Origin of the sequence: Polaribacter glomeratus (assembly GCF_002954665.1) — a bacterium.
GTDB lineage: Bacteria > Bacteroidota > Bacteroidia > Flavobacteriales > Flavobacteriaceae > Polaribacter > Polaribacter glomeratus.
This window is the reverse complement of sequence record NZ_MSCM01000001.1, coordinates 2383840-2402224: the sequence shown is the minus strand read 5'-3', so window position 1 is coordinate 2402224 and position 18385 is coordinate 2383840. Positions and strand designations below refer to the sequence as shown.

The window sequence follows — 18385 nt, the reverse complement described above, 5'->3', positions numbered from 1 at the left end:
GTTGATCCCTTAATTTGGCAGTAGTTCAGGTAAATACTTTAAATAGTTGTCTCTAGGTTGTTCTATTGCATCATTTTCTTTATCTAATAAGTTTTAATGGTATTTAATTCTAAAATCTTTTTGTGCATATAAAGCTAATTTACAAATGGAATCCATAGATAACCTGAATAGCTTCAGGAAATAATTTTTTTCTAACAATTAAGCCCATATTCCTATCCATTTCTAAGGTTTCTTTTATCACTTTCTTCTATGGAAATATATTCACCACTATTATAAAACAAAATCATTCTTTAGCATGTGACTTTTGACTCCTTAGGTTAAAAATCATTTAAATATTATTATCTTTAAATAAAAGCAGCAAATTCACTATTAACTATAGTATCCTTTGCTTTTAATTGAAAATCTCTTACGTCTATTTCCTTGAAAGTTTTATTCTACTAAAGCCGTCTTGTAATATGAAGAAAAATTTTCTTACGACCCATGTATAGGTAAATATAGAACTTTAGACTATGGAAAGTAGTCTTTGGATCTTAGCATATCGTTTTAAATTTTTCTAAAAATAGTATTTAATTCATTAAAGCAGAAATAAAGTTTTCTTTGTTTAATCTGTTTATAGTCGAGTTTAAATCATCAACAAGAATTTAAGGTAATAAAAATTTCAATTGAGGCCTCTATAATTAGTAGCTATTTTAATAATCAAATTTCTCTTTTTATTTTATCCCCAACCTTTTGTATTGATACCCTATTATTCTTGCTAATTAATAGTGTATAATTATTTAATTATTATCAAGTATAAATTTATCTTTTTGATTCTAGAATGTTTGAGGTTACTAAGAATTTTGCGTGAAGGATAGTAATGAAAAGCCCACAGTTAGGTACGAACGCGGACTTGTAATGAATAGCCTGACCATTTTTAATCTAAATTTCTTGTTATTTATATGGAGTTTATTTAAAATGGGCACGCTCAGAATATTTTAATTATCCTAAAATAAATTTGTAATACTACTTAACCAATTCAAAACTATAACTTTAAATTTAATGTTTTTAAAAATTTAACCTCCTATTTAAAAAGGTCTATATTATTATAAATAGGTTATTATTTTATTCTTTTTAATTCTTAATGAATTTTAAAAATTTTAGCTGGCCAGATTCATTTAATATAGACAATGTATATATACCGTTTGTTTTTGGTAACTGAGTATTGTCTAATATAAGAGTGGTGTTTTTACTATTAATTAGCACCTCTTTACTGAAATATATTTTACCTAAGATATCTGAAATTATTAATTTATTTCTTCCCAGCATTTTAAGAGGGAACCTTATATTAAATTTTTGTTTTATAGGATTGGGGTAAGATTCAAAATTGCTAGAATCTAATAAAATTTCATTGGATTTTTTAGTTTCAGTTTTTTTATTTTTATTAGATTTAGCTGAATTTACTGTTATAGGATACCCGAAAATAAATACCTCGTTAACCGAAGCATTAACACTTTGATACATTGAAAACCTGAGGTATCTGGTTGTAACAGCTGTTGTGTTCTTGCTCCATGTGTTAAAGGTTTCACACGGATCTACAAATAAAGTAGTCCAATTTGAAACATTACCATATGCTACCGTAAAATCTTTTGTATCATGCATATCATGTAAATTTATTTCGGAAATATGATATTCTTGTCCTAAATCGATAAGGACATGATACGAAGGTTTGATCATTGTATAAGCTGGTTTCCAAGAGCTACTTGTCGCATGACTATTTGATAGGAAATCTAAATTTTGTTCATCAAACAAGAATAATGGCGATTGAATACTACCACCCGCTACAAGATCTGTAATCATATTTGAGGTTATAATTATATGTTCGTTGGCGGTAACTTCTTCTTCGACTATAACTTCTTCCTCAATTTCTAATACTGAAATAACAGGATATCCATATATAATTATTTCATTAACAGCTGCATAAGGGCTATCTTGCATTGATAAACGTAAATAACGAGTAGAGATATTTGTAATATGCTTATTCCAAACTTTAAACATATTTAAAGAATCGACAAATAGAGTAGACCAATTTTCTGGGTATCCATACGCTATTGTAAAATTATTTTTATCATTCATGTCATGAAGGTTTATTTCAGAAATATGATATTCCTGTCCTAAATCTATAACCACATAATAGGGTGCATTTGCATTGTTATAATAGGGTTTCCAAGAGTTACTTGTTGCATGTTCAGTTTCCAAGTTCAAGTTTTGTTCATCAAACAAAAACAAAGGGGAGTTTAAGCTTCCCCCCGGAACAAGATCCTCCACCATACTTGGTGTTACGACTATTTGTTTCGATTTTTTAACAACGGGATATCCGTATATTATAATTTCGTTAACTGCGGCAAAAACATCTTGATACATAGAAACTCTTAAGAATCTTGTAGTAATATCCGTTTCATTTTTACTCCAAGTATTAAACGTATTACAAGGATCTATAAATAGTGAAGACCAATTAGATGCATTACCATATTCAAGAGTAAAATTGAATGTATTATGCATATCATGTAAATTTATTTCGGAAATATAATAGTCCTGTCCTAAATCGATAACGGCATGATACGAAGTTTTATTCATTGTATAATCTGGTTTCCAAGAATTACTTATAGCGTGATCATTAGTTTCGATGTTTAAATTTTGTTCATCAAATAAAAACAAGGGTGAATTTACACTACCACCTTGAACTAAATCTGTAATCATTTCTGGTTTAATTCTGATTTTTTTAGGAACCGGATCAAAATATTCTGGTCCGCCAGGTGCGCCCATATTTTGATATTCTATAGGATTTGTGCTTGCAAGCGAATAATCATTAGTAGCAGAATCTTTAAATTCAATTTCGGCAATACTTGTTAACGCATTATTTGCAGCAGTAAAGTTATTCGAGTTGCCAGATTGGTTTAGAAAAAATGTAATATCTGTATTATATTTATTGTCTTGCACAGTTACATAATTAATTTCGTTGTAGTTTTTTACTACTTGATTTCCATTGATTCCATTAAAATAATTTTGTTCTATTTTCATAGAAGCCGCACTATCGCTTATAGTTCGGTTATCTACAAAGATTCCTAAATTCGAAGCCAAATAATTATTGGTAAATGTACAATCACCTTTGCCATATACAGCAATGCCCGTTGAAGGTGCTTTTATAAGAATATTGTTGTAAACATTTGCAACAGAGTTATCCCCAATTTGAAGTATACTAGTTTGATATGTAATGTTAGCCAGTCCTGCGTTTAAAAGCGTATTGTTGTAAATTTCGACATCTTCAACCATATTGGCAATTTGTATCGATTCTCTTAAAGTGTTTCGAACAATATTATTGTAGATTTTAACGTGTTTAAACTCCATTCCTGGCGATTTAGTTTCACCTAAATACATGCCTTCGGATACATTTTCTATAAAACAATCGTGAATTATTAAATTTTCAAAAACTGGATAGGGTACAGGAGGATTGCCATCATAATTCTTTTTGGCCATGATGCCAAAAAAACCATCATGACTAATTTTTATAAATTCGGCCTCACAATCAGAACTTAAATCGGCAAATGCCAAACCACATTCATCCGCAGCTAGTTCAAATCCGTATTTATAATTTGGATGTCCTGCACCACTAATTTTAATGTATTTGCAACTTTCAAAAGTTATAGCTCCCCAAGTATAGACGTTTTTACTATCTATCTTTACTTGACCGCCTTTATTAATAATTACAAGTGGCTTATTACTATCGCCATTTGTAAATTGAAAACGTAAAGGATTCGTTCTTGTAGCAGAAACAAATATAGTATCGCCACCAATAGTTGCACGGCCTAAAGTTTGCTCGTTTACATGGTAAGGAAAACTATTATCAATAGTAATGTTTTGGTTTTGAGTATAAGAAAATAAACTAAAACATAAGGCAAGAATACATAAATAAATATCTTTCATGGGGGTATATAGATCTAAATTACAGGCATAAAGGTATAAAATTATTCTTAATTTATATAAAGTGTTTTAAATTTAGCTGTTGCACTTATAATTTAAATTACATATTTAATTAATTGAAACGGTAAATAAGAAGATACACGCCTATTTTAAAGAAAAAAATGAGTGTTTAGAAATATTTTTGCAAACAGTTACAAAACAGTATAAAGCAATTGATTTTTAAAAGTCTTTGATGTAGGTTTATTTAAAGCATAAATGTACTAATTATTGCTGCTTAGTCGCAATGGGTAAAACATATTTTTTGATAATATATGCGGTTATCGGTTTTAATTCTTTGAGTGTTACTGGGTGAATTCCTCTATGTGTAAAGAAGTCCATTTTTCCGTTAAGCGATTTTCCATACCAAATTAATGAACTTCCATTATTAAAAAAGAGTGTCTTTTCGTGAACTATAGTTTTTTTAAAATCGATAATATTAACTTTATAGAAAGAGTTGTCAATTGAGTTTTTTACAGCGCATGAAGATTTTTCAAAATGATTTTCTTTCCAAATAATGCAGTTTTCTTCGGATGAAAAAATGGCATTCACTAAATAAAGGCTAGCTAACGCAATTGTTACAGTCAAAATAATCTTCAAAATTTTATTTTTTGTAATAACTGATGTATTTCTATTTTTAAGAAACAACTCATTTTCAGGCTTTAGATGTGCATTTTCAAAACTGGTGTAACTATTATATCCAAGATAATTAGAGATCAAATCTTTTAATTCTCGATTAGGCTCACCAGCTGTATTTTCTAACCCTTCAACATATTTATTGTAGTAATTTGTAAGAGATCTTGAGGTTACAAAGTTTACTTTATTATATTTTTCCTCCAAAATAGTTGTTTCAAAAAAAATAAAACATCCTGATTTTGATTTGCTATTGTTCTTTTTTTCTGTTTTTAGTTTTTCAAACAGCTTTGAAAATAATTCTTTTAACATTGCATTTTTTTGTTTTTTTCAAAGTTAAAATAATTTAGATAATAGATTCTAACCCAATAGAAAATCATTTCTAACTCTTTTCCATTCATTTTCCATTCAAAAACAGGCTTCTCGGCAAATCTTTGCATCAGAATTAATTCTCAAAAAAAAGAAAAAAGAATTATTTCTAAAGCATAGTATCAAGTAGCGACGTTTTTTTTTGAATTGGGAAAAAAGATTTACAGAGCTATTTCATGCTGCAATTTCCCACAAAAGAGGCGCGCGACTCTTTTAAATTTTTATGTGTTGCTAACACTTATTAAAACTAAATGTAAAAATTTGGACAGCAACACTATTGTTAAATTTTTAAAAGAAGAATCATGAAAAAACTATTTTTAATATTCGCAATACTACTTGCAAACAGTGTTTTTATATCTTGTACAGATTTAGACGAAAATGAAGAACTTGAACCTATAAAAAATGAAATACTAACAACAGACGGTCAAGATGGGCAAGATTCAGATCCTGGTGAAACAGCTAATGATGGGTAAAATTAAATTTTTTTAAATCAGCATTTATACTATTTTAGAGGAATGAAAATCAAAAATTTGTTCCTCTTTTTTGTGATACTTTGTATACACACTGCTGTTTTTTCATTTCAAAAAGAAATTGCCAAAGTTTCCTTTGATAGTATGTTTAAAAAAATGAATTACTATGCTAAGAAACAGGAGAATACCACAGCGTTAATATACGCTAGAAAAATGCTTATAGAGGCATTGAAAAACAATAATGAAGGGCAAGAAGCAGAATCCTATTATAACATAGCACAATTTCAAAGAAAATTAAATGTTAAAGACAGTGCTTTTTATTATTACAATAAATCTAAAAAGTTATTTCTTCAAAGAAAAGATAGCTTGCAATTGGGTAAAACCTTATTTCAACTTAGTATAATAGAATCAGATTTTGGAAGTTATGCGGAAAGTGATTCATTGGCCGTGCTAACCTTAAAATATTTAAATGGTAGAAATGTAAATTATATTGCAGCAACCTATAATTGCCTAGGAATTAATTCTAAAAAACAGTTTTTATATGATGATGCTATTTCTTATTACGAAGCTGCCATAAAAATCAGTAAGAATAAAACCGGTATAAATATTTATAAAAATAATATTGCCAATGTTTATAAAGAATTAAAAAATTACCCAAAAGCAATTTTAATTTTTGAAGATTTGTTAAAAGAAACAGAAATTTATAAACGAACAAAAGCGAGGGTTTTAGATAATTTGGCGCATATTAAAATGTTAAATAACTCAAAAGAGAATTTTTTACAAGATTTTTTACAAGCGGCATCAATAAGAGAAAAGGAAAATGATTATTTTGGTTTAATTGCTTCTTACGGAAATTTATCAGATTACTTTAAAGAGAAAGATAAGGTTAAATCACTCTTTTATGCCATTAAAATGTATGAAATGGCAAAAAAAGAAATGGCACTAAATGGCTTGTTAGAAGCTATAGACAAAGTTGTTATTCTACAAACACCCCAAAAAGCGATTAAATACTATAAAGAAAGTATTTTTTTAAGAGATAGTTTACAAATAGTAGAAACTAAAAGACAATATAAGTTTGCTAAAATTAAATACAATTATGAAGAAGAGGAGAAGCAAAAGCTAAAATTTAAAACACTTGCAGCTGAAAGTAAATTAATTGCGCTAGAAGAAAATAATCAAAAGAAAAATCTTTTAATTTTAGGCATTGTATTTATAGCTGTTTTGTTATTTATAGTTTACAGAAGAAAGCAACAACATAAAAAAAGAATTTTACAAGAGAAATATAATACCGAAACAAGGATTGCCAAAAGATTGCATGACGAATTAGGAAATGATATTTATAATGCAATTACAAAAGTTTTAAACCCTAAATTTAAAATAGAAGAAATTGTAAACGATTTAGACAAGATCTATTTGCAAACGCGATCTATTTCTCATGAAAATGATTCTATTGAAACTGGCGAAAATTTTGAAGCTTATTTTAGAGCATTAGTAGCGAATTATAATTCTGATGAATGTAAAATTATGCTAAAAGACCTAGCGTCAATAAATTTAAGTAAATTAAACAAAGAAAAACAAATTGTAGTTTATAGAGTTTTTAATGAACTGTTTGTAAATATGAAAAAGCATAGTAAAGCTAGTTTAGTGGTTTTATCTTGCAAAAAAACAAACAATACTATAGAAATGAAGTACATTGATAATGGTGTAGGATTTAAAGAAAATGCAATTATTTTAAAAAATGGTCTCCAAAATATGGAAACCCGTATAAAAAGTATCAACGGAACAATTAATTTTGAAAACAAATCTGATAAAGGTCTACAGGTTACTTTCAATTTTAAAAAATAAAAATGTTCAAAAAAGTTTTAGTTGTTGAAGATTTCGATGTTATTCATAGCGGTATTAAAAGTGCTTTAGAAGAAATAGGAATAGAACAAATAGAGTATGTTTCGTATTGTGATGAAGCGTATTATAAAATTAAAAAAGCAGATATAAATAACGAACCATTTCAGTTAGTAATTTCTGATTTGTCTTTTGAAAAAGACGGAACTCCGCAAAAATTAAAATCAGGCGAAGAATTAATTAATAAATTAAGAAAAAAGTTTTCTGATTTAAAAATTATTGTTTTTTCAGTCGAAGACAAACCATTTAGAATTCAGCATCTCTATAAAAACTTAAAAATACAAGGCTATGTTTGGAAAAACAGAAACGGATTAAAAGAACTTAAAAAAGCCATTCATGCTGTTTTTTTTACAGACCAATTTTATATTTCGCCAGATTTAAATAGTGCTATCCATCCTAAAAAAGCGGTGGAAATAACAGATTATGATATTTTTTTGATTTTAAATTTATCTTATGGTTTTCTTCAAGAAGATATCAGTAAAAAATTAAAAGAAAAAGGGGTTACTCCTTCTAGTGTTAGTGCCGTAGAAAAAAGATTAAAATTTTTAAAAGAACATTTTAACGCTAACAATCCTACGCATTTGGTCGCCATTGCTAAAGACTTTGGACTGATTTAAAAATAATTTTAAAAAATCGATGAGACTACGGAAACCCGTAGTCTTTTTTTGTTTAAAGGATTTATTTTTGACTTATAGATAATTATAAGATTGGTTTATTAAATCAATTACTAAAGAAGACCGATGAATTTTTGTCTTAAACACGTTCAAAAGTAATTAGAAATAATTTTTTTAAATAATATTATGCAAAAAGAGTGTTTATTTCAAGGCCTTACGGAATCCCGTAAGGTTTTGTTATTTCTAATATTTACTTTTGGCATTAGTTCATTAATATTTCTACCTAATAATAAAAAATAAGGCTTAACTTCATTTATTATAATTTTCAGTTTTACTCTTGTTGGGGGACATGACAAAAAAACTAAATTATTTTATTTGAAGTTATTTTGTTTTAAAAAGCGAATGAATTAAAAAAAATGTACAGTTTACCAACTACATTTTACTATATTTGAAAAGAAAAAGGAAATTAATAACCCCCAAAAAAAAGCATTCCAGCTCAAAATTAATTTTTTTTTGACCGTATGCTATTTAAATTAAAATGAAATTTAAAACAGCCCTGTCCTTTAATTTTAAGAATAAAATTAATTATTTAACTTTTTTTCTTATTGGTGGTTTACTACTAAACACCTATTCTAATTATAAAAATAACACATTATTTAATTTTGTTGTAGAACCAACAGCAACTATTTCTGCAAGCAACACTGCTGTTTGTAAAGATGAGTCTGTAACTATTACTTTTGAAGGAGCAAATGGTATTGCGCCATACACGTTTACTTATCAAATAAATAACGGCAGTTCCGAGGAAGTTATCACCACATCAGGAAACAGTATAGATATTACTTTTAACGGAGCAATAATTGGAGACTTTACATATAAACTAACAAATGTAAAAGATAGTACTTTAGATTCTATGGTGGTTTTAAATCAAGAAGTTAGTGTAAAAGTATATGCGCCACCTACAGTAGATTTTACTTTTGATGATAATGCTTGTTCTGGCACTATGGTTGCATTTAAGTCTGATTTGAGCGGTAACGGTGCGCTTACTTATGAGTGGGATTTTGGAGACGGAACCACTTCTGAAGAGAAAAATCCTAGTCATATATTTGAAAGTATTGGTTGCGGAAGCGAAGTTTTTCAAGTAAAACTTTTGGTAAAAGGAGAAAATGGATGTTCTACTTCTTTAACTAAGCCTATTTCTGTTTTGTCAAAACTGGATATGAGGTTTAGAGATTTTAATACAGGATTGACCGTTTTTAGTAATTGCGAAAATGCTTCTTCAACAAATCCTAATTATGAAGTAACAGTCCAAAAAATTTCTAATGCTACTTGTGCAAATTCTTATTCTGTAAATTGGGGCGATGGAACCACTTCAACCTCTGTAACATTTCCAGCAAATCACACCTACACTACTTTAGGTGTATTTATAATGACAATTTCTGCGGAAGCAAGCAATAGCTGTTTAAATTCAGTTTCTTACGAAGTTATAAATGTTACAAATCCTAAAGGAGGTATAGAAAGTCCTGGAAATACATCTAACTTATGTGTACCTACAAACGAATTAAATTTTAAAATTACTGGCTGGATAGAAAATACATTAGACACAAAATATATATGGGATTTTGGAGACGGAACTCCAATAATAACTTATACTCAAGCCCAATTAGAAGCATCACCTTATGCAGATCCAACAAACCCAGAATATAATAAATTTCCGGTACCACATTCCTACACAAAAGGAAGTTGCTCTCAAGTAGATGGTCAATATATTGCAAAATTAAGAATACAAAACGCCTGCGGCTTTACGCCATTATCTGCCGGTGGTATCACTGTGCTAGATACGTCAATTTCTTTATTTGAATCTGTAGATTTTTCATGTGTTGATAAAAGTATATTATTCAAAAACAAATCAACTATTGGCGATGGGGTTGGATGCTCTAACGCAGTTGATTTTATTTGGGATTTTGGAGACGGTGTAACAGAAACTACATATTCTACAGAGACAGTTACCAATCAATCGCATACCTATACTAATCCAGGAACTTATATTGTTAGATTAACAATACCAAGCGCTCGTTGTGGTGATGTCTTTTTTGAAAAAGAAATTTGCATAGAACCAGAACTTATACCAAGTTTTACTGTAAATACCGATGAAGGTTGTATTCCTTTAAATGTAAATATTACTAATTCTACCGATGAAAGCCAATTATGCAGCACAGCAAATTATGATTGGGAAGTTGATTATACTTCTGGTAATTGCGGCGATGCCAAAGATTGGGAGTTTGTAAATGGCACAAAAAATACTTCCGAAAATCCAGAATTTATTTTTAATAATTCAGGAAAATATACGCTCACACAAAATGTAATAACTAGTTGTGGTGTAAAAAAAGTTACAAAAATTATACATGTTAAGAAACCACCAACGGTAAGTATAGATCCAATTTCTGATTCTTGTGGTGCAGTGACGATAAACCCAATAGCAAAGGTAGAAAATTGCGCATCAACGAATTCTAATATTACTTACAAATGGACTTTTATTGGTGGTAATCCTGCAACTTCAACATCCTTAGACCCAGGAAATATTGAGTTTACAAGCCCTGGCACGCATACAATTTCACTAGAGGTAACAAGCGAGTGTTCGCCATCAACTGCAGCAACTCAAACTTTTGAGGTTTTTGAGAAACCGATCATCACAAATACAGCGCTATTACAAGAAATTTGTTCAAATCAAGCTACTAATGAAATTTCTTTAACATCAAACAAAGCAAATACTACATATTCTTGGTCAGCAACTGCAAGTGCAAATATTACTGGTTTTATTGCTAACGGAACAGCAACCAAAATACCTGCTCAAGTTTTAATTAATAATAGTAATGTAGTAGGTACACTAAAATATACAGTGATTCCTAAATTAGAAACTTGCGAAGGAGACACAGTTGAATTCATTATTACGGTAAACCCAGCTTCTATAGTTTCTAAACAACCAATTTCTTCGGATATTTGTTTAAACGGCACGCCAACCGAGTTAGTGGTGGAATATGAATACGGAACAGGAACACCTGCGTATCAATGGTTTTCGAATGCAGATAATAATGTTACTACTGGAAACCCTATTCTTAGTGCTACTAGTGCAAACTACAATCCACCATCAAATACTGTTGGAATAACTTACTACTATGCAGAAATTTCTTTTTCTTCTGGCGGATGTTCTATCATTAAATCAAATACAGCAAGTGTTAATGTAAATGAACAGTTAACTATTAATTCTGTTGCTACTAGTCAAATAATTTGTGTTGGCGGAACTGCAAATGAAATGGAAGTTACTTATACAAATGGATCAGGAACTCCTTCTTATCAATGGTTTTTAAATACAACTAATACAAATGTTGGTGGCGCTAAAATTGAAAGTGCTACAAATGCTATTTATCTGCCAGACCCATTTTTAAATACAGGAATTTTTTACTATTATGTAGAAGTTTCAGTAGAGGGTAATGGTTGTGCATCGGCAACAAGTAACGTTTATCAAATTGAAGTAGTTTCAGATCCAGTTATTGATTCTCAACCAATTGCATTTCAAGAATTATGTCAAGGTGCCTTACCTGCAGATTTAATTGTTAGTGCTACAGTAGCAATAACTGCTGATAAATTATATCAATGGTTTTCAAGCACGTCAAGCACTACAACAGGTGGAACTTTAATTTTTGGTGAAACTTCGAATACGTTTTCACCACCAACTCTAGCCGTAGGTACTTTTTATTATTATGTTGTGGTTTCACAAGCAGCATCTGGTTGTAAAGTAATTAGTGCTGTTTCTGAATTGAAAATAAATGAAGCTCCAACTTTTACGAAACAGCCAATAGCTTCTGAAATTTGTGTAGGCGGATCGGCAACTAGTTTACAAGTTACCTATGAAAACGGAACAGGAATTCCTGCTTTTCAGTGGTTTTCGAATGTAAATAACACCAATTCTGGAGGAAACAAAATTACAAATGCAACCGATGCAACCTATAATCCGCCAACAGATAACGTTGGAATTATATATTATTACGCAGAAATTTCTTTTGACACAGGTGGGTGTTCTCAAATTTTTTCTGAGACGGCTAAAGTAAATGTTGTTCCGCAGGTTATCGTAAATCCTGTTGCACCGCCACAGGCAATTTGTGTAGATGGAACAGCTGATGAGATGGAAGTTACCTTTACCGGAGGAACAGGAACTGTAAGCTATCAATGGTTTTTAAACGGATTAAATTCTAACACAGGTGGCACATTAATTACTGGGCAAACAGCTTCAAAATTTACACCAAATGTATTTACAACTACGGGCGATTTTTATTATTACGCAGAAATTTATTTAGACGGTGATGGATGTACTTCCGCATTAAGTGATGTTTTTGAAATTAATGTATTTAAAGATCCAGTTATTGATTCACAACCAATTGCATCGCAAGAATTATGTCAAGGAGCGCTACCTGTAGACTTAACAGTTAGTGCATCCGAAGGAACAGCAACTGTAAAAAATTACCAATGGTTTTCTAATACAAGTAGTTCTAATACTAGTGGAACTTTACTTATCAATGAAACTTCGGATACTTTTACACCGCCAACAACAACTGTTGGTACTTTTTATTATTATGTAATTGTTTCTCAAGCCGCATCTGGTTGTAGTGTAATTAGTGATGTTTCAGAATTAAAAATAAATGAAGCTCCTGTAATAACAACACAGCCATCATCGTCTGAAATTTGTTTAGATGGCTCGGCAACTCGTTTAGAAGTAGCTTATCAAAACGGAACAGGAACTGCAATTTATCAATGGTTTTCGAATGCAGATAATAATGTTACTAGTGGCAATCCTATTCCTAATGCTACTAATGCAACGCATAATCCACCAACAAATACTGTTGGAGAAACTTACTATTACGCAGAAATTTCTTTTTCTTCTGGCGGATGTTCTATCATTAAATCAAATTCAGCAAGTGTTATTGTAAATGAACAATTAAGGATCAATTCAACAGCCTTAAATCAAGTAATTTGTGAAGGCGGAATTGCAGACCAAATGGGAGTTACTTATACTGGCGGAGCAGGAAACGCAACTTATCAATGGTATAAAAGTGCAATTGAAACTAATATTGGAGGATCCAAAATTGACGGTGCCGTAAACGCGAAGTATACACCAAACATGTTTTCTGATGCAGGTACTTTTTATTATTATGTAGAAGTTTTTTTAGATGGTAATGGCTGTAATTTAGCAACAAGTGATGTTTATAAAATTGAGGTTGTTTCTGATCCGGTTATTGATGCGCAACCAATTGCATCACAAGAATTATGCGAAGGAGCGCTACCTTTAGACCTAACTGTTAGTGTATCTAAAGGTACCTTAACTGTAAAAAATTACCAATGGTTTTCTAATACAAGTAGTTCTAATACTGGTGGAACTTTACTTATTAATGAAACTTCGGATACATTTACACCGCCAACAACAACTGTTGGTGCATTTTATTATTATGTGCTTGTTTCTCAACCAGAATCTGGCTGTACAATTACAAGTGCTGTTTCAGAATTAAAAATAAACAAAGCTCCTACTTTTAGTACACAGCCAAAAGCTTCTGAAATTTGTTTAGAAGAAACAGCGACACTTTTAGAGGTTGAATATCAAAACGGAACAGGAGCTGCAACGTATCAATGGTTTTCGAATTCTTCGGATTCTACAACAGGCGGAAATTTAATAACAGGCGAAACGAATGCTTTTTATCAACCATCATCAGATGCAGTTGGCACTATATATTATTATGTAAAAATTTCTTTTAGTTCTGGCGGATGTCAGCAAATTATTTCAAATACAGCAGCGGTTATTGTAAATGAAATTCCTGTAATTAATGATGAACAAATTACAATTTATAGCAAAGCTACTTTTACTTTTAACCCGAATTCAATTGCAGCAAATACAATTCCAGTAGGAACAAAATATACTTGGACTTTACCCACTTTTAATCCAGCTGGATCCATTTTAGGAGCATCCGCAGAAACAAATTCGCAAGATCAAATAAGTCAGGCTTTAGAAAACACAAGTACATTACCCGTAAAAGTTAGGTATACGATTACACCAGCAACAGCAAACTGTGTCGGTAACTCTTTTATACTAGAAGTAACTGTAAACCCTAGTATAGAATCGAATACTGTAGTTATAAATAATAGTTGTTTTGAATCTAATGATGCCTCTATAACAACAAATATTATTGGAGGAATTCCTTTTGATACAGAAAATAAGTACATAGTCTCTTGGTCTGGACCTAACGGGTTTTCATCAACTGATACTGATATTTCTAATTTAGCCGCAGGAATTTATACTTTAAGAATTGAAGACAAAGAAGGCTTTTCTATTACTGAAGAACTAGAGGTAACGCAGCCCAATATTTTGTCAATTACGAAAGATATTGAAAAGAATATTTCTTGTTTTCAAGGAAACGATGGCGTACTAGAAGTTACAATTGCTGGCGGAACTTTGCCGTACACTTATAATTGGTCAACTACAGATGGAAACGGAATTGTATCAAACACTAAAAATCAGAATACATTAACAGCAGGAACCTATACTTTAGAAATTGTTGATAAAAACAACTGCAAAATTGCAACCAATTTTATACTTACAGAACCTGAAGTTTTAAAAATAGAGATGGTTTCTAAACAAGATATTTTATGTTTTGGCGATGCAACTGGTGCTATTGAAATTAGTGTTTCTGGTGGAACTCAAGTAGAAACTTCTCCTGGTATTTTCGATTATTTATATAGTTGGTCTGGTCCAAATGGATTTACAAGTACTTCAAAAAATATTACTAATTTATTTGTGGGCACTTATACAGTGGTTGTTTTAGATAATTTGGGTTGTACAATTAGCGCAATTTTTATTATAAATCAATCTACAGAAATTAAAATCAATTTTGAGAAAACAAATGTTACCTGTTATAAAGCAAATGACGGAACTATTAAAGTAACAGTAAGCGGCGGTAAAGCGCCACATCAAATATCTTGGAGTAATTTGGCAAGTGGTTTTTCATTATCTAATTTATCCGCAAACATTTATATAGCGACCATTACAGATGCAAATAATTGTACAGCACAAGTGTCTATAAAAATAGAAGAACCTGTGTTTTTTATAGAACCAGTGGTAACTCCTATTTCTTGTAATGGAGAAAATGATGCTGTTATAAAGTTAAATTTATCAGGCGGAATTGCCCCTTTTTCTGTAACATGGAATGATGGTTCTTCGGAAGGACTTCAAAGAAATAACCTTGCTGCAGGAACCTATAGTGTTGTTATTTTAGATAGTGACACCTATCAATGTCCTATAGAAAGAACCTTTATTATTACAAATCCGCCTTTAATTTCTGTAAGTACAACGGTTATAGACGCTGTAGATTGTGATCGTGTAAATAGTGGAAGTATCGATTTAGAAACTTCTGGAGGAACAGCTCCTTACTCATTTAAATGGAGTACTAACGAAACAACAGAAGATATTAAAAATATACCTCAAGGAGATTATTCTGTAGAAATTACAGATGCAAACGGGTGCACAGTTTCGAGACAATTTACTATTTTTAGACAAGAACCAATCACTATTACTTTCGAAGAAACTACGCTTACAGATTGTGATTTAAAAATAGTAAGTAAACAAAATAAAGCAAAAGTAGCAGGTGGTTTTTTACCTTATACCTATTCTTGGTCTGCCGGAATTGTTTCTGGCCCTGATGACGAAATAATGACAACTTCTCAAAACGGCTCTTATATTTTAACAATTACGGATGCAAAAGGTTGTGAAAAAAGCAACTCTTTTATCGTTAATGTGCCTACAATTGGCAGTGCAGATTTTAGATATAATGCTTTTGCTTTAACCACGTACAATTTGTTATCTATTGAAGATCCAATACAATTTACAAATCTTACTACTGGCGATTTTACTAGCTTAAAATGGGATTTTGGAGATGGAAGTGCAATCACTAACGAAGAAAACCCTGTACATACTTATAATTCAGTTGGCTCTTTTGATGTCGTCTTAACGGTTGAATTTACGCAAGGTTGTACAGAAGTTTTTGAGCGAACTATTACCATTACCCAAGGATATTCTTTGATACATCCAACGGCATTTACACCAAATGATGATGGTTACAATGAAACTATTAGACCTTCTTATAGAGGTTTTACAAATATAAGAATGACTATCTACGATACTTGGGGAACAACAGTTTATCAAGAAGAAGGAGTTAATTTGAAAGGTTGGAATGGTTTGATAAATGGCAAACCAGCTGAAAACGGAAATTATGTAATGGTTGTAAGAGGAAATACATTTTATGAAAAAGAAATTACAAAAAGTTCACCTGTAACACTCCTTAAATAAGATGAAACAATATTTATACATTCTTTTTTTCTTAGTGAGTTTGCAAACAATGACACAAGATGTTATTTTTTCTCAAAACTTTTTGGTTCCAGAAACTTTAAACACCTCTTTTACAGGAGCAATTAGAGCACCAAAAATGGGCACAATTCACAGATCTCAATGGCGAAATAGTGCTTTTAAAACGAATTCTAGTTTTGTGTATTATGATACTTGGTTAAAGGGTTTTAAAACAGGTTTGGGATTTTCCTTTTTAAACCAAACAGAAACGGCTTCTACCTATACTTTTAATCAAATTAATTTTAATTATTCAATGGCTTTTCAAATGAGCGACACCTGGTTTTTTAGACCTAGTATTTCTGCTGGCTTCGGAATGAAAAATTACGGATTTCAAAATATCTTGTTAGAAGATCAAATAAACCTAAACAATAATAGTATCAATACAGCTACTTTAGATCCGCTTTTATTAAGTTCTCAAAGAATTTTTTTTGATTTTAGTTCTTCTATTTTATTTAATAATGATGACTCTTGGATTGGTCTAACATTAAGGCATTTAAACAAACCGAACATCTCTTTAACCGAAAGCGGGAATATTCCATTAGATATTTTTATTTCTGTTCACACAAAATATTATCTACCATTTTTAGAAAATAGTAGAACTTGGTTTTCTAATTATAGCAAATTTTATGTGTTGTCAAATTTTATGATGCAAGGAAATGTTAACAGGTTCGACCTTGGGTTTCAGTATATTTTTGATGACCAGTTTTCTTTAGGAATTACCGCTGCTACATCACCTTTAAAAAATGACAACAATAGTAATATTCTTAATTCTGTTAGCACATTTGCAGGCATAAGGTGGCAGGGTTTTAGGTTTGGATATTCGTATGATTTTAATACTACCGAACTTTTAAATACGGGCGGTATTCATGAGTTTTCTATAGCGTACGACTTTAGCATCAATATTAGACTTTTAGACAGGTATAAATGTGTAAATTACTTTTAAATAAAAATAGATTATTTGGATAGATTCTTAAATCATGAAAAAAAAGATCTTTTTTATTTTACTCGTACTATTTTATAATTTTACAATCTCTAATACTATTTTTTCTTTAAAGGATAAAGTAGAGGATGGTTTTGGTACTGTAAAAGACCAAGAAAATAAAACAGATTTAAAACTCTTAACTTGGAATATTCAAGATTTAGGAGGTACAAAAAATAGTTCAGAAATTAGTTTTATAGCGCAAATTATAAAGAATTACGACATTATTGCTATTCAAGAAGTTGTTGCAAAAGATCCTAAAGGAGCACAAGCCATTGCAAAAATAGTAAGTGAATTAAATAGGTTGGGCAGTAAATGGGATTATAGTATAAGTAAGCCAACCAAAAGTCCTTCGAGCTATATTAGTGAACGCTATGCGTATATTTGGAAAACCTCTAAATTAAGGCTTTTAAAAAAACCAGCTTTAGATGTTTTGCTACAAGATGCAATTGAACGAGAACCTTATTTAGTCAAATTTGAAATTATAAAGAATAAAAAAATAGTTTATTTTATAAATATGCATGCGCGTGTTTACAGTAGAAATCCAGAAATGGAAATAGCACATTTTAAAAAATATCCAGAAAGATTACAAACAGATGCTATTTTTATTTTAGGCGATTTTAATTTAGACGAAAATCATACAGTTTGGAATCCTTTATATAAAATGGGCTTTAAACCTGCCATAAAAAATACCGCGACAACTTTAAAAAGAAAATGCAAAAATGGTAGCTATGTAAACCACTCCATTGATAATATTTACTACAATACTAATAAAATTACTTTCGTAAAATCTGGTGTTTTAGATTTTGTAACTTCTTGTGCTAATTTAGAAAGCGCAAGAAAAATTTCTGATCATTTACCTGTGTTTTTAGAACTAACGTTTAAAATGACTGATTTGAACTAAAAACCTACCATGAAATTAATTAGAAATGATCAATAAAAAGAGCTTTTAGCAAGGATACAAAAGTCATTATTTCTATCTTTC

General features: G+C 30.5%; 8 protein-coding genes. 6 read left to right on the top strand and 2 right to left on the bottom strand.

Going from position 1 to position 18385, the window contains the following annotated elements; translation table 11 throughout:
• Window positions 1-1110: 1110 nt before the first annotated feature.
• Window positions 1111-3960 carry a right-handed parallel beta-helix repeat-containing protein gene (locus tag BTO16_RS10120; protein WP_105021453.1) on the bottom strand — a complete coding sequence of 950 codons (2850 nt, stop codon included), beginning with the start codon at window positions 3958-3960 and terminating at the stop codon, window positions 1111-1113.
• Between the two features lie 261 nt (window positions 3961-4221).
• Entirely contained in the window at window positions 4222-4938 is a 717-nt protein-coding gene (locus BTO16_RS10115; protein WP_105021452.1) for a hypothetical protein, read from the bottom strand.
• Window positions 4939-5297: 359 nt separating this feature from the next.
• Here BTO16_RS10115 and BTO16_RS17610 point away from each other — a divergent pair, with 359 nt between their 5' ends.
• From BTO16_RS17610 to BTO16_RS10090, 6 genes are all read left to right on the top strand, one after another.
• Window positions 5298-5468: a hypothetical protein gene (locus BTO16_RS17610; RefSeq protein ID WP_170064439.1), complete on the top strand. Its 171-nt coding sequence runs from the start codon at window positions 5298-5300 to the stop codon at window positions 5466-5468.
• A gap of 153 nt (window positions 5469-5621) precedes the next feature.
• The gene (locus BTO16_RS10110) at window positions 5622-7310 is read left to right on the top strand and encodes a tetratricopeptide repeat-containing sensor histidine kinase (RefSeq protein WP_170064438.1); all 1689 of its coding nucleotides are present in this window, start codon (window positions 5622-5624) and stop codon (window positions 7308-7310) included.
• Between the two features lie 2 nt (window positions 7311-7312).
• Window positions 7313-7981, top strand: coding sequence for a response regulator (locus tag BTO16_RS10105; RefSeq protein ID WP_105021450.1), 669 nt, complete (start codon window positions 7313-7315; stop codon window positions 7979-7981).
• Window positions 7982-8516: 535 nt separating this feature from the next.
• Window positions 8517-16364: a PKD domain-containing protein gene (locus BTO16_RS10100; protein ID WP_105021449.1), complete on the top strand. Its 7848-nt coding sequence runs from the start codon at window positions 8517-8519 to the stop codon at window positions 16362-16364.
• 1 nt (window position 16365) lies between these two features.
• A complete protein-coding gene (locus BTO16_RS10095; protein ID WP_105021448.1) occupies window positions 16366-17364 on the top strand; it encodes a PorP/SprF family type IX secretion system membrane protein in 999 nt (332 codons plus the stop codon).
• Between the two features lie 34 nt (window positions 17365-17398).
• Window positions 17399-18304, top strand: a complete 906-nt coding sequence (locus BTO16_RS10090) for an endonuclease/exonuclease/phosphatase family protein (protein WP_105021447.1) — start codon at window positions 17399-17401, stop codon at window positions 18302-18304.
• The last annotated feature ends 81 nt before the right edge of the window (window positions 18305-18385 follow it).

What these genes read in the sequence shown, in the direction of transcription:
- BTO16_RS10120 (WP_105021453.1), bottom strand. Translation starts at nt 3,960, where the DNA reads ATGAAAGATATTTATTTATGTATTCTTGCCTTATGTTTTAGTTTATTT.
- BTO16_RS10115 (WP_105021452.1), bottom strand. Translation starts at nt 4,938, where the DNA reads ATGTTAAAAGAATTATTTTCAAAGCTGTTTGAAAAACTAAAAACAGAA.
- BTO16_RS17610 (WP_170064439.1), top strand. Translation starts at nt 5,298, where the DNA reads ATGAAAAAACTATTTTTAATATTCGCAATACTACTTGCAAACAGTGTT.
- BTO16_RS10110 (WP_170064438.1), top strand. Translation starts at nt 5,622, where the DNA reads ATGAATTACTATGCTAAGAAACAGGAGAATACCACAGCGTTAATATAC.
- BTO16_RS10105 (WP_105021450.1), top strand. Translation starts at nt 7,313, where the DNA reads ATGTTCAAAAAAGTTTTAGTTGTTGAAGATTTCGATGTTATTCATAGC.
- BTO16_RS10100 (WP_105021449.1), top strand. Translation starts at nt 8,517, where the DNA reads ATGAAATTTAAAACAGCCCTGTCCTTTAATTTTAAGAATAAAATTAAT.
- BTO16_RS10095 (WP_105021448.1), top strand. Translation starts at nt 16,366, where the DNA reads ATGAAACAATATTTATACATTCTTTTTTTCTTAGTGAGTTTGCAAACA.
- BTO16_RS10090 (WP_105021447.1), top strand. Translation starts at nt 17,399, where the DNA reads ATGAAAAAAAAGATCTTTTTTATTTTACTCGTACTATTTTATAATTTT.